At 69.3% G+C, this 16,751-nt stretch carries 8 protein-coding genes; all 8 read left to right on the top strand.

Going from position 1 to position 16,751, the window contains the following annotated elements; translation table 11 throughout:
- Position 1: 1 nt before the first annotated feature.
- The 8 genes from MEBOL_RS37520 to MEBOL_RS37485 are packed head-to-tail and all read left to right on the top strand — an operon-like array spanning position 2 to position 16,744.
- Positions 2-3,355, top strand: coding sequence for an AAA family ATPase (locus MEBOL_RS37520; protein WP_157823905.1), 3,354 nt, complete (start codon positions 2-4; stop codon positions 3,353-3,355).
- Positions 3,352-6,816: an AAA family ATPase gene (locus tag MEBOL_RS37515; protein ID WP_095981902.1), complete on the top strand. Its 3,465-nt coding sequence runs from the start codon at positions 3,352-3,354 to the stop codon at positions 6,814-6,816. The genes MEBOL_RS37520 and MEBOL_RS37515 overlap by 4 nt, the downstream gene beginning before the upstream one ends.
- Positions 6,813-9,128, top strand: coding sequence for an AAA family ATPase (locus tag MEBOL_RS37510; protein WP_245919211.1), 2,316 nt, complete (start codon positions 6,813-6,815; stop codon positions 9,126-9,128). The genes MEBOL_RS37515 and MEBOL_RS37510 overlap by 4 nt, the downstream gene beginning before the upstream one ends.
- The gene (locus tag MEBOL_RS37505; RefSeq protein WP_095981901.1) at positions 9,125-9,988 is read left to right on the top strand and encodes a serine hydrolase; all 864 of its coding nucleotides are present in this window, start codon (positions 9,125-9,127) and stop codon (positions 9,986-9,988) included. Before MEBOL_RS37510 ends, MEBOL_RS37505 begins: the two co-directional genes overlap by 4 nt.
- Positions 9,989-9,991: 3 nt before the next feature.
- On the top strand, positions 9,992-12,043 hold the full coding sequence (locus MEBOL_RS37500; RefSeq protein ID WP_245919209.1) for a hypothetical protein: 2,052 nt from the start codon (positions 9,992-9,994) through the stop codon (positions 12,041-12,043).
- Positions 12,040-13,386 (top strand): hypothetical protein, encoded by a 1,347-nt coding sequence (locus MEBOL_RS37495; protein ID WP_095981900.1) that lies wholly within the window; start codon positions 12,040-12,042, stop codon positions 13,384-13,386. Before MEBOL_RS37500 ends, MEBOL_RS37495 begins: the two co-directional genes overlap by 4 nt.
- 8 nt (positions 13,387-13,394) lie before the next feature.
- Positions 13,395-15,401 carry a hypothetical protein gene (locus MEBOL_RS37490; RefSeq protein WP_095981899.1) on the top strand — a complete coding sequence of 669 codons (2,007 nt, stop codon included), beginning with the start codon at positions 13,395-13,397 and terminating at the stop codon, positions 15,399-15,401.
- Positions 15,398-16,744 carry a hypothetical protein gene (locus MEBOL_RS37485; protein WP_095981898.1) on the top strand — a complete coding sequence of 449 codons (1,347 nt, stop codon included), beginning with the start codon at positions 15,398-15,400 and terminating at the stop codon, positions 16,742-16,744. The genes MEBOL_RS37490 and MEBOL_RS37485 overlap by 4 nt, the downstream gene beginning before the upstream one ends.
- The last annotated feature ends 7 nt before the right edge of the window (positions 16,745-16,751 follow it).

Genomic DNA, 16,751 nt, shown 5'->3' with positions numbered 1-16,751 from the left:
CATGGCCGCTTCCGACGCCGCGACCGGGACACTCGACTTCTCGACTCCGATCCTCTGCCAACAGCTCTGGAGTGGCGACTACCAGGTGTTCCCCGTGGTGGCGCCCGCCCTGGCGAGCCATGGGCCTTCCCTGGAGGCCTGTCTCGCCGAGCAGCGGCTGTTCCTCGAGGAGCATCTGTCCCAGGCGGAGCCCGAGGAGCTGTCCCGCTTCTCCCTTCCCGCCCAGGTGCGGCTCGAGATGATGGAGATCCTGGCGACGCGCGCCGACCTGCCCAAGCGCCTCGTCCAGGCCACCTCCATCGAGATGGCCGTCATCATCGTCCCCTTCTCCGAGGAGACGTGGGTGTTCGTTCCCGCCTTGGAGCACACGGTCTTCGTGGGGCGGAACCAGGACGTTCTCGCGACGGTGCGCGCCGACGTGGAGCGGTTGCTCGCCGCGCGGGAGCTCTCCGGCCCCGAGTTCCTGCGGTTGTTGCCCCCGCGGACGACGACGCTCGAATCCCTCGACCTCTCGCTCCGGCGCCAGGACGCGAGCGACAAGGCCCGCAAGGCGAAGAAGCGGCAGGAGGAAAAGCTCAAGCGGGATCAGGCGCATGAAGTGCTCCTCTCCGTGTCCACGCCGCTGCACGCACGGGACGAGGCTCGTCATGGGCCGCCGCTCCTGGGCCGGGACACCGAGCTCTCCCTGCTGTCCACCCTGGCCGGTGGTGAGAAACGCCAGGGGGTGCTGCTCGTGGGTCCGGAGCTGGCGGGCAAGACGGAATTGCTCCAGGCGTGGCTGCGCGCGGAACACAAGGCGGGCCGTGCCCGGCGTGTCTACGCGACAAGTGGTTCCCGGCTGATCGCGGGCATGTCTGGCTTTGGTCAGTGGCAGGAGCGCGTCCTGAGGGTGATGCGCGCCGCCCAGGAACTCGACGCCGTCCTCTACTTCGAGAACCTGGGTGAACTGCTCGCCCAGCACTCCGCCGAGTCCATCAACATCCCCGGCGCGATGAAGCCCTTCCTGGAAGAGGGCAGGGTGCGGTTGATCGGAGAACTCACGCCCGAGGCGCTCGACCTGCTGGAGAACCAGCACCCGGGTTTCCTCGCCGTCCTCACGCGCGTGCGCCTGGAGCCGCTGGGCACGCGGCCGACCCGGGAAGCCTTGCGCCTGCGCGCCGCCTGGCAGAAGCACGCCGAGCCCTCCCGGCCCTTCCTGGCCGATGACGCGGTGGATCCTCTCGTGGAGCTGGCCGAGCGCTACCTGCCGGGCCGCGCGCTGCCAGGCAAGGCGATCCGGTTGTACGAAGAACTGCGCGCGGGCCTGCACCAGGAGCGCACCGGGGATGGCCGCGTTCCCCAGCTCACCCGCTCGCGGCTCTACTCCCTCTTCAGCCTCAAGACGGGTGTGCCCGAGTTCCTGCTCCGTGAGGATCGCGCGCTGATCGCCTCGGACGTCGAGGCGTACTTCCGCCGCCAGCTCGTGGGCCAGGAGGTGGCCGTGCGCCGCGTCGTGGAGACGCTGTGCATGGTGAAGGCGGGGCTCCAACCCCAGGGCAAGCCGCTCGCCACCTTCCTCTTCGTGGGCCCCACCGGCGTGGGCAAGACGGAGCTGGCGCGGCTGCTCGCCACGTTCCTCTTCGGCTCGCCGGAGCGGATGTTCCGCTTCGACATGAGCGAGTTCATGGACTCGTGGGCCGCCGAACGGCTCATCCGGGGCAATGCCCAGGGGCAGGGGCTGCTCACGCGGCGGGTGCGTCAGCAGCCCTTCTGCGTGCTCCTGCTCGACGAGATCGAGAAGGCCCACCCCGCGGTGTTCGATCTGCTCCTGCAGGTGTGCGGGGAAGGGAGGCTCACCGATACGCAAGGGCGGACGGCCTGGTTCCACAACGCCCTCATCATCATGACGAGCAACCTCGGGGTGGCGCACCGCCGCGCTCCGCTGGGCATCGGGGCCACCGAGGTGGATGACAGTGCCTACTACCTGCGCGAAGTGCACCGGCACTTCCGGCCCGAGTTCGTCAACCGCATCGACCAGCTCATCGCCTTCCATCCGCTCACGCCCGAGCAGATCCAGGAGGTGGCCCGGCTCGCCGTGAACAAGCTGGGACAGCGGCGCGGATTGCTCCAGCGCGGGCTCTCGCTCGACGTGCCCCCTGACATCACCTCCGCGCTCGCCGCGACGGGCTACCAGGAGGCCTACGGCGCTCGCGGGCTGCGCAGGCATCTGGAGCAACGGCTCGTCGTTCCCCTGGCCCGCGCGCTCTCCGCCGCTGGGCCGGATGCGCAGGGGAGCGAGCTGATTCTGTCCCCCAATCCCGAGGGCTTCACGGTGGCGCTCTCCCGGGGCAGCCCGAAGCAGGTGCGCAACCAGTTGGAGCGCGTCGAGGCCATGCGGAGGGCACGCGGGGAACTCGACACCCTCCTGCGCATGGACGCGGCCGAGCGCCTGGGAGAACAGCTTCGCTTCCTCGTCGCCCAGCTCGCGCGGGAACACCGCCAGCTGCGAGGTCCCGAGGCCGTCTCCATCGGCCAACAACAATCCGAGCACGGCCGGCTCGACTTCCTCTGGACCCAGGTCGAGCGGCTGCGTGCCTCGATTTCGACCGCCGAGGAGCTGGCCCTGCTCGCCCTCTTCGAGCAGCAGGACGTCACGCCCTTCGTGGAGGAGGCCCATGCGCAGATGCGCGCCTTGCGCCTGCTCCTGCCCTCGGTGCTGCTCGCCCTGCAACCCCAGCGTGACGGCATCACGCTCATCGTCCAGGAGGCCGGGGAAGCGCGCGCGATGGAGCGCTGGCTCCTGCCCCTGCTCGAGGAACTGCCCCGGCGCGGTTGGGTGGCGGGGGGCCGCGTCTCCGTGCCTCGGCGCTCCGAGCCCCAGCGGCGGGACTGGTCGGAGGAGGTCCTGTCCGCCGAGGCGTTGAAGGTGGCGCTACGTGCCCCCGAGAGCTCCTTCCGGGAGGTGTTGGTGTCGGTGGGGGGGCCCTACGCCGGCTCCTTCCTGTCGCTCGAAGCCGGGCTGCACCGTTTCCCGCCCCTGGAGGAGAAGAAGGAGCCGCTCTTCCTCACCGTGAATCCCGTGGCGATGACGACCCATCTGTCCCAGAAGGAGCTCGAACTGCCCGTTATCGCGCCCCCCGAGAACCCGCCGCTCGCGCAACTCCGGTTGCTGCCCGCCGTCCGTGAACATCTTCCCGAGGGGGATGTCTTCATTGGCGACGGCTCCCGGAGGGTGGCGATGGAGGGGCAGGGCTACTTCCAGGCGTTGGAGTGGGTCCTCCTCGAGCACGTCCTCCTCCTGGAGTCCGCCAGTCAATTCGATCCCGAGAGCGCTCCGGCGTTCCCGATCGACGTGCTCCGGAGTGCCGCGTCATGAACTTCACGCTCGCCGTCTATCAGCGCCGTGATGCCTCGGGCGGTCTGCGCTGGACCACGATCGGGCTCGGTCCCCATACCCGCATGCGGGAGGGCAGGGGGGCGGTGAAGATCCAGCAGAAACTCGTGGAGGATCTTCGAGGCCTCATGGCCGAGCTCCCCGTGCGCGAGCTCGCGGCCTTTCAACTTCCGCGCGGCCTGCGCCTGGAGCGGGTGCAGCTCGAGCTGGACTTCAAGCGCGTGCGCTCGGGCTCCGAGATCCCCCGGTTGTCGGGCGTCTTTCCGCTGATCCTCGAGCCCCGTTGGCGCACGCGCACCGAGTCCCTGACGCTCGCCTACCACCCCGCGCGTCAGGGCGAATGGTTCGCCGTCGATTCCCGCTCCTCCCTGGAGGAACAGGCCCGCGCCTTCTTCACCCATGCCTGGGCCCGGCTGGAGCTGCCGGAACTCGAGGAGTTGCGCTCCAACCGCAAGGACAGTCTCAAGGCCATCTCCTTCGAGGCTCCCTCCCGGAGCCTGCTCGACATGCTCGGCAAGAAGAAGGGGCCTTGGGCCGATCTGGAGCCTCGGGACCGGCCCGGCCGGGAGAAGAAGCGCAAGAAGTCCGCGGGAGGAACCCAGGTCCTCCACGCGCTCGGGACGAACCTCACGCTCCAGGCCGCCGAGGGGACGCTCGCGGCCGGAATGCCTCGTGCGCCCTACCGCGAACAATTGCAGTGGCTGCTCGGGGGCGAGCGCGGGACGCCGGTGTTGCTCGTGGGCCCGCCCGGCTGCGGCAAGCGCACGTTGCTCAAGCGCTTCGTGGCCGATCAACTCGAGGCGGATGGGTTTCCCACCCATCGCAACCTCGACAAGGTCACCGAGGTGTGGACGATCGCCGGCAAGCGGATCATCGCGGGCATGAGCTACGTGGGCGACTGGGAGCAGCGCTGCCTCCAGTTGCTCGAGGACGTCCGGGGACGGCGGCGCCTGCTGCTCATCGAGGATCTGCACGCCTTCGGCCGCATCGGGCGCACGCGCGACAGTGACACCCACCTGGCGCTCTTCTTCCAGGGCGCGCTCGCACGGGGCGAGGTCACGCTCGTGGGCACGGTGACGCCCGAACAGCTCCAACGGCTCGAGGCGGATGCGCCGTCCTTCGCCGCGCTCTTCACCCAGGTTCACGTGCGGCCGACGAGCACCGACGAGACGCTGCGCATGCTGCTGCACGAGTCGCGCGAGCTGGAGTCCAAGCACCAGGTGCACTGGCACCCCATGCTCTTTCCCTCCCTGCTCGAACAGGCCAATTCCCTGTTCGCGGGCGCCGCGCTGCCGGGCAAGGCGATCGATCTGCTGCGAGAGCTGGCCACGCGCCACCAGCACGCGCGACGGGTCGTCACCACCGAGGAGCTCTTCTCGCACCTGGCGGCCCGTACGGGGCTCCCGCCGCACCTGCTCAGCGCGCGCGAGCGCCTGATGCCCGAGGAGGTGCGCGAAGCCCTCTCGCGCAGGGTGATGGGTCAGCCCGCGGCGCTGGACGCGGCGTGCGATCTCATCATGCGCATCCACTCCGGGCTCACGGATCCGCAGCGCCCCTATGGCGTCTACCTCTTCACCGGCCCCACGGGCACCGGAAAGACCGAGCTGGCACGCGCCCTGGCCAGCTACCTGTATGGCGATGCGTCGCGGCTGGTGCGGCTCGACATGGCCGAGTTCCAGACGCCCGATGCCGTCGCCCGGCTCACCGGGGATGCGTGGCACCCCGAGGGCCGTCTCACCCGGCTCATCCGCGAGCAGCCCTTCTCCCTCGTGCTGTTGGATGAGATCGAGAAGGCCCACCCCTCGTTGCTCAACCTGCTCCTGCAGACCTTCGACGAGGGCCGGCTGACCGATGCCTCCGGCGAGACGGCGGACTTCACCCACGCGGTCCTCGTGATGACGAGCAATCTCGGCGCCCGGCGCAAGCCCGCCATGGGCATCGGCGAGGCGGACGCTCGCACCCTGGCGCTCGATGCGGACCGGGCGGTGCGCGAGTTCTTCCCCCCCGAGCTCTTCAACCGCATCGACCGCGTCGTGTACTTCTCGCCGCTCTCGCGCGAGGCGGGGGAAAAGGTCGTCGAGAAGGAGCTCGCGCGGCTGCTCGCGCGCCAGGGGTTGACCTCGCGCAACATCTTCGTGTCCGCGGACGACGCGGTGAAGCGGCGCATCGTGGAGGAGTCCTTCGATGCCCACCTGGGTGCCCGCCCCCTCAAGCGCTACCTGGAGGAGAAGGTGGGCCAGGTGCTCTCCGACGCCATCATCCGTGGGCCCCAGTCCCTGCTGCGCCTGTTCCAGCTCTACACCCGCGAGGACCGCTTCGAGGTCCAGGCCGACGCGCTTCTCCCCCGCGAGCCCGTGGCCGAGGGCTTCGCCCTGGAGCCCCTGCTGTCCCTGCCCATCGCGCGGCTGCGGGAGACCTTGATCGAGGCGTGCGAGGACGTGCGGGGAATGCGCGAGAGCGAAGCCCTCGGCGCCCTGTCCGAGCAGGTCCGCTTCCACCTCGACCGGCTCCAGGCGGGGGACCGGGAACACGCTGAATCGCTCTACACCCTGGACGCGATGCGGATGTACCTGGAGCACTTCGCCACCCAGCTCGACACCCTGTCGCGCGCGCCCGAGGAGGAGGCTCGCGAGATGATCGAGGTGGAGCGCTTCGGCCTATTGGAGGTGTCCCACGCGAACGTGGTCCGCCTCTTCGATCGCCGCGCGCTCGCGCCTCCCCGGACGGCGTCCCGCGAGCAGATGCTCGATGCGCTGGCGGAGGTGTACTTCCTGCGGCGCATCCTGCGAGGACTCGCCTCGCCCGCCCAGCACATGGTGCAGCTGGAGCTGCTTCCGCTGGGTCAATGGCGCCGGGGCGCGGCCTCGGGCTCGCTGCTCACCCGCTGGTTGTGCACCGCCTACGCGCACTCGCGCGGTGCGATTGAGTCCTTCGCCGCGCTCCTTCCCAGCGGCGCCCGCGTGGCCGGAGGCGCCCGGCAGCTCCGGGAGTTCCTGCATGCCTCGTCCGTGGAGCCCGTGCACGCGGCGATCAAGCTGGTGGGTCCCGGCATCCGCCCCTTCCTCGAGGGGGAGAGTGGCCTGCATGTCTGGCAATCCTCGGGAAGGATGCCGGAGATCGTGAAGGTCCGGGTCCACGACGCGGAGGCACCCGAGCCCGCCGTGTTGCTCGCGGGACACGCCGCGCGGCTCCAGGCCTTCCACGAGGCCCGCCAGGAAGGACGGCGCCCCTTGCCAGAGGATCCCGAGGCCGCCATGCCCGTGGTTCGCGCCTACCGCTTCGAGCCTCCCTCGCGTCAGGAGGTCGCGGAGCTGGAGTTGGATGACTACCTGCTCACCTACAGCGCCACGCACCGCGTGCGCTCTCCAGCCGAGGCCCTGCCCACGCTGTGGCGGTTGCGGATGAGCCAGAACCCGAGCGGCGCCGAGGGAGGACAGCCATGAACGGCAAGAGCCTTCGCGTCTACTTCACCACCCACCAGGATGGCCGGCTCACCGGACAGCTCCTGCCCGTCTGGGACAGCTTCTTCGACGCGCCTCCGCCTTCCGCCTACGGCACCCGGGAGTCCGAGGTGTACGCGTTGCTGGAGACCCGGGTGCGGCAACTGCTCCTGGAGGACTCCTCCGCGCTCGATCGCTTCCTGTGGGAGGAGACCCTGGAGGCCCGGACCCTCACCGTGGAGATCCACCCCCAGACGCTGCACCAGAAGCGGCCCGTCATCGCCAAGGCGCTCATCCCCCTGCGGCTCACCTACGTCTACGGCAAGCTGGAGAGCGGCGCCTGGCGCGTGCGCGTGCCGCGCTTCGGCTGGTCGTTCGTCCTGGAGGATCTGTCCATCGCGCGCGAGGTGCTGCGGAGCGCGCTCACCACCGCGCTGCTCGGGGAGAATCCCAAGAGCCTCTATGACTTCCGCCACGAGGGCGAGGAGTATGTCCAGGCGTGGGATCCGGGAGGACTGCGGCAGGACGCGCGCCGGGACTCGCGGGAAGAGCGTCCCGCCGAGGTGCTCGATCAGGTGGGCGAGGAGTTGACCTCGCGCGCGCTCGGTGGCCGCCAACCGCCGCTCGTGTACGACGCGGGGGCCATGCGGGAGTGGCTGGAGCTCGTGCGGCGTCAACCCCTTCCGTCGCTGCTGCTCGTCGGAGGCTCGGGGACGGGCAAGACGAGCCATGTGCTGATGCTGGCGCGGAGGATCGCGGAGCTGCGGCGCGAGGACAAGACGGCGCGCCTGCCGGACATCTGGCGCACGAGCGCCGAGCGCATCGTCGCGGGCATGGTGTACCTGGGCATGTGGCAGGAGCGCTGCCTCAAGCTCGTGGACGCGCTGTCGTTCGAGGACCACTACCTCTTCGTGGATCGGCTCACGTCCCTTCTCGCCCCTCAGCCGGATGGCTCGTCCATCGGGGATCTGCTCCTGCCCGCCGCCATGAGTGGGGAGATCTCCCTCATCGCCGAGTGCACCGAGGCCGAGTTCGAGCGCTGCCAGCGGCGCTTCCCCGAGGCGCTACGGCCCTTTCGCGTCCTGCGGATCGAATCGCCCGTGGCCTCGCGGATGCCGGAGTTGATGCTGCGCTACCAGTCGGTGCGCCGCAGCCGGGTGAGCATCCACCCCGTGGGCATGCGGCAGCTCGTTGGGCACCTGGAGACGTTCCAACGCGACAGCCTGTTTCCCGGCAAGGCCTTCCGCTTCCTCGACTGGTTGGATCAGCAGGGCGAGCGGGGAACGACTCGCACGCTCTATCCGCGTGATGCCTCCGAGGCCTATGCCCGCTACACGGGGTTGCCCCTCCAGCTCATCAGCGACGAGGTCCCCGCCGAGCGGACCGCGCTCGCCTCCCAGCTCCAGAAGGGCGTCATGGGTCAGGAACAGGCCTGTGAGCTGGCCGCCGGGGTGCTCGCGCGGTTCAAGGCCGGGCTGAATGACCCAGACAAGCCCGTGGGCACGTTGCTGTTCGCCGGCCCCACTGGCGTGGGCAAGACGGAGTTGTCCAAGCAGCTCGCCCGCACGCTCTTCGGCAACGAGGACCGGATGATCCGGCTCGACATGTCCGAGTACATGCTGCCCGGCTCGGCCCAGCGGCTGATGGAGGTGGGCCCCGGCATCTCCAGCCTCGCCGAGCGGGTTCGGCGCCAACCCCTGTCGCTCGTCCTCTTCGACGAGCTGGAGAAGGCCCACGCGGATGTCTTCGATCTGCTCCTGGGCATCCTGGGAGAGGGGCGGCTCACGGATCATCTGGGACGGCTGGTGGACTTCCGGATGACGGTGGTGTGCATGACGAGCAACCTCGGCGTCGAGCAGTCGGAGCCCGCCGGGTTCGGCGCGGAGCGGGGCGCGGAGGACTTCCTGCGCGCCATCCGGCAGGCGTTTCGTCCGGAGCTGTTCAACCGCATCGATCACGTCATTCCCTTCCGCCGCCTGTCCGAGGGCGATGTGCTGCGCATCGTGGACCTGGAGCTGGAGAAGGCGGCCTCTCGGGCGGGCCTGCTCCGGCGGGGATTGCGCCTGGTGGTGGACGCAGACGCGCGGGCATGGCTCGCCCGTCACGGCCATGAGCCCATGCTGGGCGCCCGGCCCCTCAAGCGGCTCATCGAAGCCCGGGTCATGGCGCCCATCGCCGTGCGGCTCGCGGCCGATGCCCGTCTGGAAGGAGTTTCCCTCCCGGTGGTCGTGGCGGGGAGCGAGGCCGAGCGGCGACTCGGACCCGAGCAACGGGCGCTCGCCACGGTGCTCGATCACGAAGGAACCCGGACATGATCTCCACCGCCTTGCTCGTCGTCCTCGCCGCTTCTGCCTCGCCGCTCCCGTCGGCCATTCAGGAGCGCATCGCCCAGGTGAAGGGTGCTTCCGTGGCCGTCGCCTACCGGGATCTCGGAGATCCGAAGGACTCGCTCGATCTGGAGGCCGACCGCTCCGTCCATGCCGCCAGCACCATGAAGGTCGCGGTGATGCTCGAGTTCTTCCGCCAGGTCGATGCCGGCTCGCTGTCGCTCGACATGGCGCCCGTGCTCACCAACCAGTTCGCCTCCATCGTGGATGGCTCGCCCTTCGCCGTGGACCCGAAGGACGATGAAGACGCCGCCCTCCATGAGCGGATGGGGCAGCCCGTGCCCGTGCGCGAGCTGGTCGAGCGGATGATCACCCGGTCGAGCAACCTGGCCACCAACGCGGTCATCGCCCGGGTGGACGCGAAGCGGGTGACGAAGACGCTGCGCGCGCTGGGCGCCCGCCGGATGACGGTGCTTCGAGGCGTGGAGGACGGCAAGGCCTATGCGAAGGGGCTCAACAACACCACGACGGCCCGGGATATGGCCGTGCTGCTGTCCGCCATCGAGCGGGGGATGGCGGCCTCGCCCGCATCGACCCAGGCCATGCGGACCATCCTCCTGGCGCAGGAACTGAACCAGGAGATTCCCGCGGGACTCCCGGCGGGCACGCCCGTGGCGCACAAGACAGGGCAGATCTCCGGAGTTCTCCACGACGCGGCCATTGTCTACCCGCCCGGCCGGAAGCCCTATGTCCTCGTGGTGCTCACGAGCGGCATCCCGGATGAACAGGTGGCGCGCGCGCTCATCGTGGACGTATCCCGCATGGTGTACGCGCACGCCACCCGGTAGGGCATGATGCGTCCTTCCGGCGTCCGCCGCGGGTGCGTCTCGGGTATCGGCCTGGCGCTGCTGGCCGTGCTCTTACTGCTCACGGGGTGCGCCACGGGGCCGCCACTCGGGGGGCTGCTCTACGGGCCACGGTCGCCGGAGGGAGGAGCGGGGGGATTTCCTCTCCGGGCGGACGCTTGTGGAGGCACGGCTGAGTTGGAGGGCTGGCCGGAGCTGGGCGCGAGAGACACCGAGGCGCTGCTGGAGCCCTGGCTGAGGTGTCCCTCGCCCGCGGACTACGTCGCCCTGCAGAGGAGGGTGGACATGCCCCGGCTGGTGGAGGCGTTGGATGACTGGGGCGCGGTGCGCCTGGGGGCCCTGGGGCCGGTGAGAGAGGACGCGGCCGAAGTCCTGGTGCGCAAGCGCGCCGCCTTCCTGCTCATGGCCACCGAGCGTTATGGCCCGGTGCACGCGGAGGTATTCGCCCTCTTCGTGCTGCACTCGGCGCATGACGACGAGGTGGAGGCGCTGCTGCGCCTGCTGGCCCGGGACAAGCGGTTGGGGCAGACGCTGGCGCTCATGCCCACGGTGCGCGCGGAGTTGGAGGCGAGGGGACTGCCCCTCTCGGCCTACCCCGAGAGGGGTGAGCGGGCGGGGGACGTGCCCAGGGGACTGGCTCGCGCCGCGAGGGACGCGCTGTCCACCATTCCCATGAGTGACGGCCTGCGCTACGTGGAGTTGTCGGCGCGGTGGGCACAGTTGCCCGCGCCCTACCGGGAGGCGGCGTACGAGGTGGAGCGGGCGTTGACGCTGCGGCACCTCGCTCCGGGCCGAGTGGTGGTGGGCAGCTTCGACGCGGTGACATTCGGAGTGCCGTTGGGCTTCTACTACCTGGCGGCGGGGACGGGACAAGGCCTCGCCTCACTGGCGAGGGGCGAGTACGAGCGGGCCACGAGGGAGCTGGCGCCCGCGGCCCTGGCGGTGACGCTGTACGCGGGGGGCCGAGGGGTACGCGCCCTGGGGGAGCTTGGGGTGTCGCACCTGGACGCGCTCCAGGTACTGGGGCGGCAGTGGGGGACGCTCCTGGGCGGGGACGGGGTGAAGGTGTTGCTCGAGGAGATTCGGGCCCGGCGGGAGGCGGCCTATTTCGTGGCCGAGGGAGGCATGGAGGCGGCGCTGGCGTTGCGCGAGGGCAGGGGAGACGTCGCGCGGGCCCAGGCGTGGCTGTCCCAGCAGAAGCCCCAGCGCACGGGCCCCTCGGCGGGGAAGGGCGGCGCGGGCAGCGGCCCCACCCATTTGGCGGCGCTGGTGGACGAGGGGGCGGGACTCACGCGCGAGGTGGTGGAGGCGCGACTGGCGCTGGTGGAGCGCGAAACCGTGGGCCCGCGCCTGTCCCGGGACGTGGCGGTGTTGGAGCGGCAGCGGCCCACCCTGGAGGCGCCTCCAGCCGGAGCCGAGGGCAACCCGCGCTGGGGCGAGTACGTCGCCTACCGGGAGAAGCGACTGGGGGAGCTCCGCCAGGGCCTGGCCTCCGAGGGGCCGCTGCGCTGGGAGGCCTATGAGGTGATGCGGGGGTGGTTCGCCCGGGGGCTGGCCTTCGAGCACCGCATGGTGGAGTTGCTGCGGGCCGACGCGGCCTTGCCCCGGGAGGCGCGGCGCTTTCTCGGGGACTTCCACCAGCCGCGTGTTGAGCGGTCCGTGGGGGTGTGGAAGCCCGGCAGTGGCCTGCGCTACGCGGATGTGCTCGTCGTGGAGCAGCGCCTGCTTCCCGGTCAGATGCCTCGCGTGGAGACCTTCAGCTTCAAGAGCCGCAATTTCCTGGGGATAGAGGGGGACTCCTTGAAAGCACAGATGCTTGCGGACGCCCGGGAGGCGGTGGGCTATTACGGCGAGACGTTGGACATTCGTCGATCCTCCCTCCAGCCCCTTCTTCCCAAAGGACGCGAGGTGCCTGTTTCAAGGGTTCGCCTCATCTACGAGGGTGGAGCACTCATGCCCAGGGATATCAACGTCTTGAAGAACGCAGTGAAAGAAACCAAGAGAAGGGTTAAGGGCGTGGAGGTGTTGTTTCAATGAAGGTGCTGCGGTTGCATGACTCCAGAGCGGAAGACAGCCTCTTGCTCATTTTCGATGGTGCTTTCGTTCCTCAGGCGGCACTGGATCGAGAGTTGGAGCCCTTTCTCCAAGCGCTCGAGGAGCACGCCGGCGAATGGATGCCCGACGTCGTCAGGGGCAAGCGGCAACGCAAATACTCCCGCTCTTCCTTCTGGAAGGCGCTCGAGGAGCGGCGTGACGAGGAAAGCACGGGATTTGGACTCTACCGGACGAAGTGGCCCGCCCTGGACATGTCGTTCGGACTCTGGTTTCCGCCACCGTCTCCCGAACTGAACATCTTCATCCGCGTGAAGCCGCTCTCTTTCTTCGCGGAGGATGAGCGCTGCCGCCAATTCGTGGAGATGGTGCGCCTCTGGGCTTCTCGCTATCCCGTTGCTCATACCTCGGCCCACAGCCTCGATGACATGGAATTGTCGGGCTCTCCCAATTTTGGCCGTGATGACGACACTTCGTTCAGAGACGGATTCGACAAAATCTACGAGGTGCGCTGGCTCAATGTCTTTGGACCGAAGCTGGTGGAGACCGTGGGCCGCGAGCGCATGCTGTCCACGCCCGCCCACCGGGTGGAGGCGTTGCCCAACGGCTCCGTCCTCCTGGTGCTCTGGCCCACTCCCGCCGACTTCGCCAGCGACACGGCGCGGGAAGTCCAGGCCCGTGCCCATGTCCACCTCCGGCCGGAGCTCGACTACCACACCGTGCTGCGCTCCCTGCGCGAGCGCAGCGCCGCGCTCGCTCCCGTTGAGCCCCACTTCCACCCGGACATGGCGCCTCTCCTCTCACGCGTGGTGGACCTCACGGCCAGTCACCAACGCTCGCGCAAAATCACCGAATTGAATGCCTGGCGCCCTCCCGAGCCCGAGGAGTGGCTGCCCGCCCACGCCGCTCTTCCCTCGGACGTCGAGGACGTGGAGCGCGCGTGCGCGCACTACCGCTCCCTCGCCGAGCACCTCGTGGCGCTGCTGCACACCGACGTGCCCTCCGTCTTCGAGGCCTCTCCCGCGTCCCTCACGGACATCGACTTCTACTTCTGGCGCGAGGACTTCCCCTCCACCCGCTTGAGGGCCAACATCGACGCGCACGCGGTGCCCGCCATTGGCGCCTACCTGGGTGAGGTGCTGGTGCGCCACCTGGGCGGCCGGTGGATTCCTCGCCAGAAGCTCGAGGAGTCCCAGGTGCTCGTGGGTAACCGAGTTTGGTTGCCCTTCGCCCGGGCCTGGCACTCCATGCGCTCTCGCCAGTCCCTTCTCGACTCCTCCCTCTCCTGGCTCTTCCTCGTCGCCTCTCGCCTCCGCTCCCCGGAATGATTCTCGGCATGACGCCAGGCGTTGTCCCAGTGCTCCTGGCGGCGCTGGTGCTGTGCGCGGGGTGCGCCACGGGGCCGCCACTCGGGGGGCTGCTCTACGGGCCACGGTCGCCGGAGGGAGGAGCGGGGGGATTTCCTCTCCGGGCGGACGCTTGTGGAGGCACGGCTGAGTTGGAGGGCTGGCCGGAGCTGGGCGCGAGAGACACCGAGGCGCTGCTGGAGCCCTGGCTGAGGTGTCCCTCGCCCGCGGACTACGTCGCCCTGCAGAGGAGGGTGGACATGCCCCGGCTGGTGGAGGCGTTGGATGACTGGGGCGCGGTGCGCCTGGGGGCCCTGGGGCCGGTGAGAGAGGACGCGGCCGAAGTCCTGGTGCGCAAGCGCGCCGCCTTCCTGCTCATGGCCACCGAGCGTTATGGCCCGGTGCACGCGGAGGTATTCGCCCTCTTCGTGCTGCACTCGGCGCATGACGACGAGGTGGAGGCGCTGCTGCGCCTGCTGGCCCGGGACAAGCGGTTGGGGCAGACGCTGGCGCTCATGCCCACGGTGCGCGCGGAGTTGGAGGCGAGGGGACTGCCCCTCTCGGCCTACCCCGAGAGGGACGAGCGGGCGGGGGACGTGCCCAGGGGACTGGCCCGCGCCGCGAGGGACGCGCTGTCCACCATTCCCATGAGTGACGGCCTGCGCTACGTGGAATTGTCGGCGCGGTGGGCACAGTTGCCCGCGCCCTACCGGGAGGCGGCGCACGAGGTGGAGCGGGCGTTGACGCTGCGGCACCTCGCTCCGGGCCGAGTGGTGGTGGGCAGCTTCGACGCGGTGACATTCGGAGTGCCGTTGGGCTTCTACTACCTGGCGGCGGGGACGGGAGAAGGCCTGGCCTCACTGGCGAGGGGCGAGTACGAGCGGGCCACGAGGGAGCTGGCGCCCGCGGCCCTGGCGGTGACGCTGTACGCGGGAGGCCGAGGGGTACGTGCCCTGGGGGAGCTCGGGGTGCCGCGCCTGGACTCACTCCAGGTACTGGGGCGGCAGTGGGGGACGCTCCTGGGGGCGGATGGGGTGAAGGCGTTGCTCGAGGAGATTCGGGCCCGGCGGGAGGCGGCCTATTTCGTGGCCGAGGGAGGCATGGAAGCGGCGCTGGCGTTGCACGAGGGCAGGGGAGACGTGGCGCGGGCCCAGGCGTGGCTGTCCCAGCAGAAGCCCCAGCGCACGGGCCCTTCGGTAGGCAACGGCCTCGGGGGCATGGCCGCGCTGGTGGATGAGGGGGCGGGACTCACCCGAGAGGTGGTGGAAGCACGCCTGGCGCTGGTGGAGCGCGAAGCCGTGGGCCCGCGTCTGCCCCGGGACGTGGCGGTGTTGGAGCGGCAGCGGCCCACCCTGGAGGCACCTCCACCCGGAGCCGAGGGCAACCCGCGCTGGGGCGAGTACGTCGCCTACCGGGAGAAGCGACTGGGGGAGCTCCGCCAGGGCCTGGCCGCCGAGGGGCCGCTGCGCTGGGAAGCCTATGAGGTGATGCGGGGGTGGTTCGCCCGGGGGCTGGCCTTCGAGCACCGCATGGTGGAGTTGCTGCGGGCCGACGCGGCCTTGCCTCGGGAGGCGCGGCGCTTTCTCGGGGACTTCCACCAGCCGCGTGTTGAGCGGTCCGTGGGGGTGTGGAAGCCCGGCAGTGGCCTGCGCTACGCGGATGTGCTCGTCGTGGAGCAGCGTCCGCTTCCCGGTCAGATGCCTCGCGTGGAGACCTTCAGCTTCAAGAGCCGCAATTTCCTGGAAATGGAGGGGCGCCCCTTGAAAGCGCAGGTGATCGCGGACGCCCGGGAGGCGGTGGGCTATTACGGCGAGACGTTGGACATCCGTCGTCCCTCCGTCAGATCCATTGTTGGAGGGGATGGCATGGTGCCGGTCGTAAGGGTCCGCCTTGTCTACGAGGGCGGCGCACTCATACCGAGGGATGTAGACGTGTTGAATAAAGCCGTGAAAGAAGCGGAACTGAAATTCAAGGGAGTGGAGGTATTGCTTCAATGAAGGTGCTGAAGTTTCACGGCCTCAAGGACGAGGACTACCTCCAACTCTCTTTTGAAGGTGCGTTTGATCCTCAAGCCCCATTGGAGCGCGAATTGGAGCCCTTCCTCCAAGCATTTGAGACATGCGCGGGCGAATGGATGCCCGACGTCGTCAAGGGCAGGCGGCAACGCAAATACTCCCGTTCTTCCTTCTGGAAGGCACTCGAGGAGCAGCGTGAAGACAACAGCACGGGACTGGGACTCTACCGGACGCGGTGGCCCCCATTGGACATAGCTCTCAGTCTCTGGTTTCCACCGCTACCTCCCGAACTCGGAGTCTTCATCAGTGTAAAGCCCTTGTCCTTCTTCGCGGAGGATGAGCGCTGCCGCCAGTTCGTGGAGATGGTGCGCCTCTGGGCTTCTCGCTATCCGGTTACCCATGCCTCGGCCCACGGCGTCGATGACAAGGTGTTGTCGGGTTCTCCCTACTTCGGTCGGGATGAAAAAACCGCACGCAGGGACGGATTCGACAAAATCTACGAGGTGCGCTGGCTCAATGTCTTTGGACCGAAGCTGGTGGAGACCGTGGGCCGCGAGCGCATGCTGTCCACGCCCGCCCACCGGGTGGAGGCGTTGCCCAACGGCTCCGTCCTCGTGGTGCTCTGGCCCACTCCCGCCGACTTCGCCAGCGACACGGCGCGGGAAGTCCAGGCCCGTGCCCATGTCCACCTCCGGCCGGAGCTCGACTACCACACCGTGCTGCGCTCCCTGCGCGAGCGCAGCGCCGCGCTCGCTCCCGTCGAGCCCCACTTCCACCCGGACATGGCGCCTCTCCTCTCGCGCGTGGTGGACCTCACGGCCAGTCACCAACGCTCGCGCAAAATCACCGAATTGAATGCCTGGCGCCCTCCCGAGCCCGAGGAGTGGCTGCCCGCCCACGCCGCTCTTCCCTCGGACGTCGAGGACGTGGAGCGCGCGTGCGCGCACTACCGCTCCCTCGCCGAGCACCTCGTGGCGCTGCTGCACACCGACGTGCCCTCCGTCTTCGAGGCCTCTCCCGCGTCCCTCACGGACATCGACTTCTACTTCTGGCGCGAGGACTTCCCCTCCACCCGCTTGAGGGCCAACATCGACGCGCACGCGGTGCCCGCCATTGGCGCCTACCTGGGTGAGGTGCTGGTGCGCCACCTGGGCGGCCGGTGGATTCCTCGCCAGAAGCTCGAGGAGTCCCAGGTGCTCGTCGGCGAGCGCGCCTGGCTGCCCTTCGCCCGGGCCTGGCACTCCATGCGCTCTCGCCAGTCCCTTCTCGACTCCTCCCTCTCCTGGCTCTTCCTCGTCGCCTCTCGCCTCCGCTCCCCGGAATGATTCTCGG

This window comes from Melittangium boletus DSM 14713 (assembly GCF_002305855.1).
GTDB classification, from domain to species: Bacteria; Myxococcota; Myxococcia; order Myxococcales; family Myxococcaceae; genus Cystobacter; species Cystobacter boletus.
The sequence above is the reverse complement of the archived record's forward strand: the minus strand, read 5'-3'. Positions and strand labels throughout refer to the sequence as shown.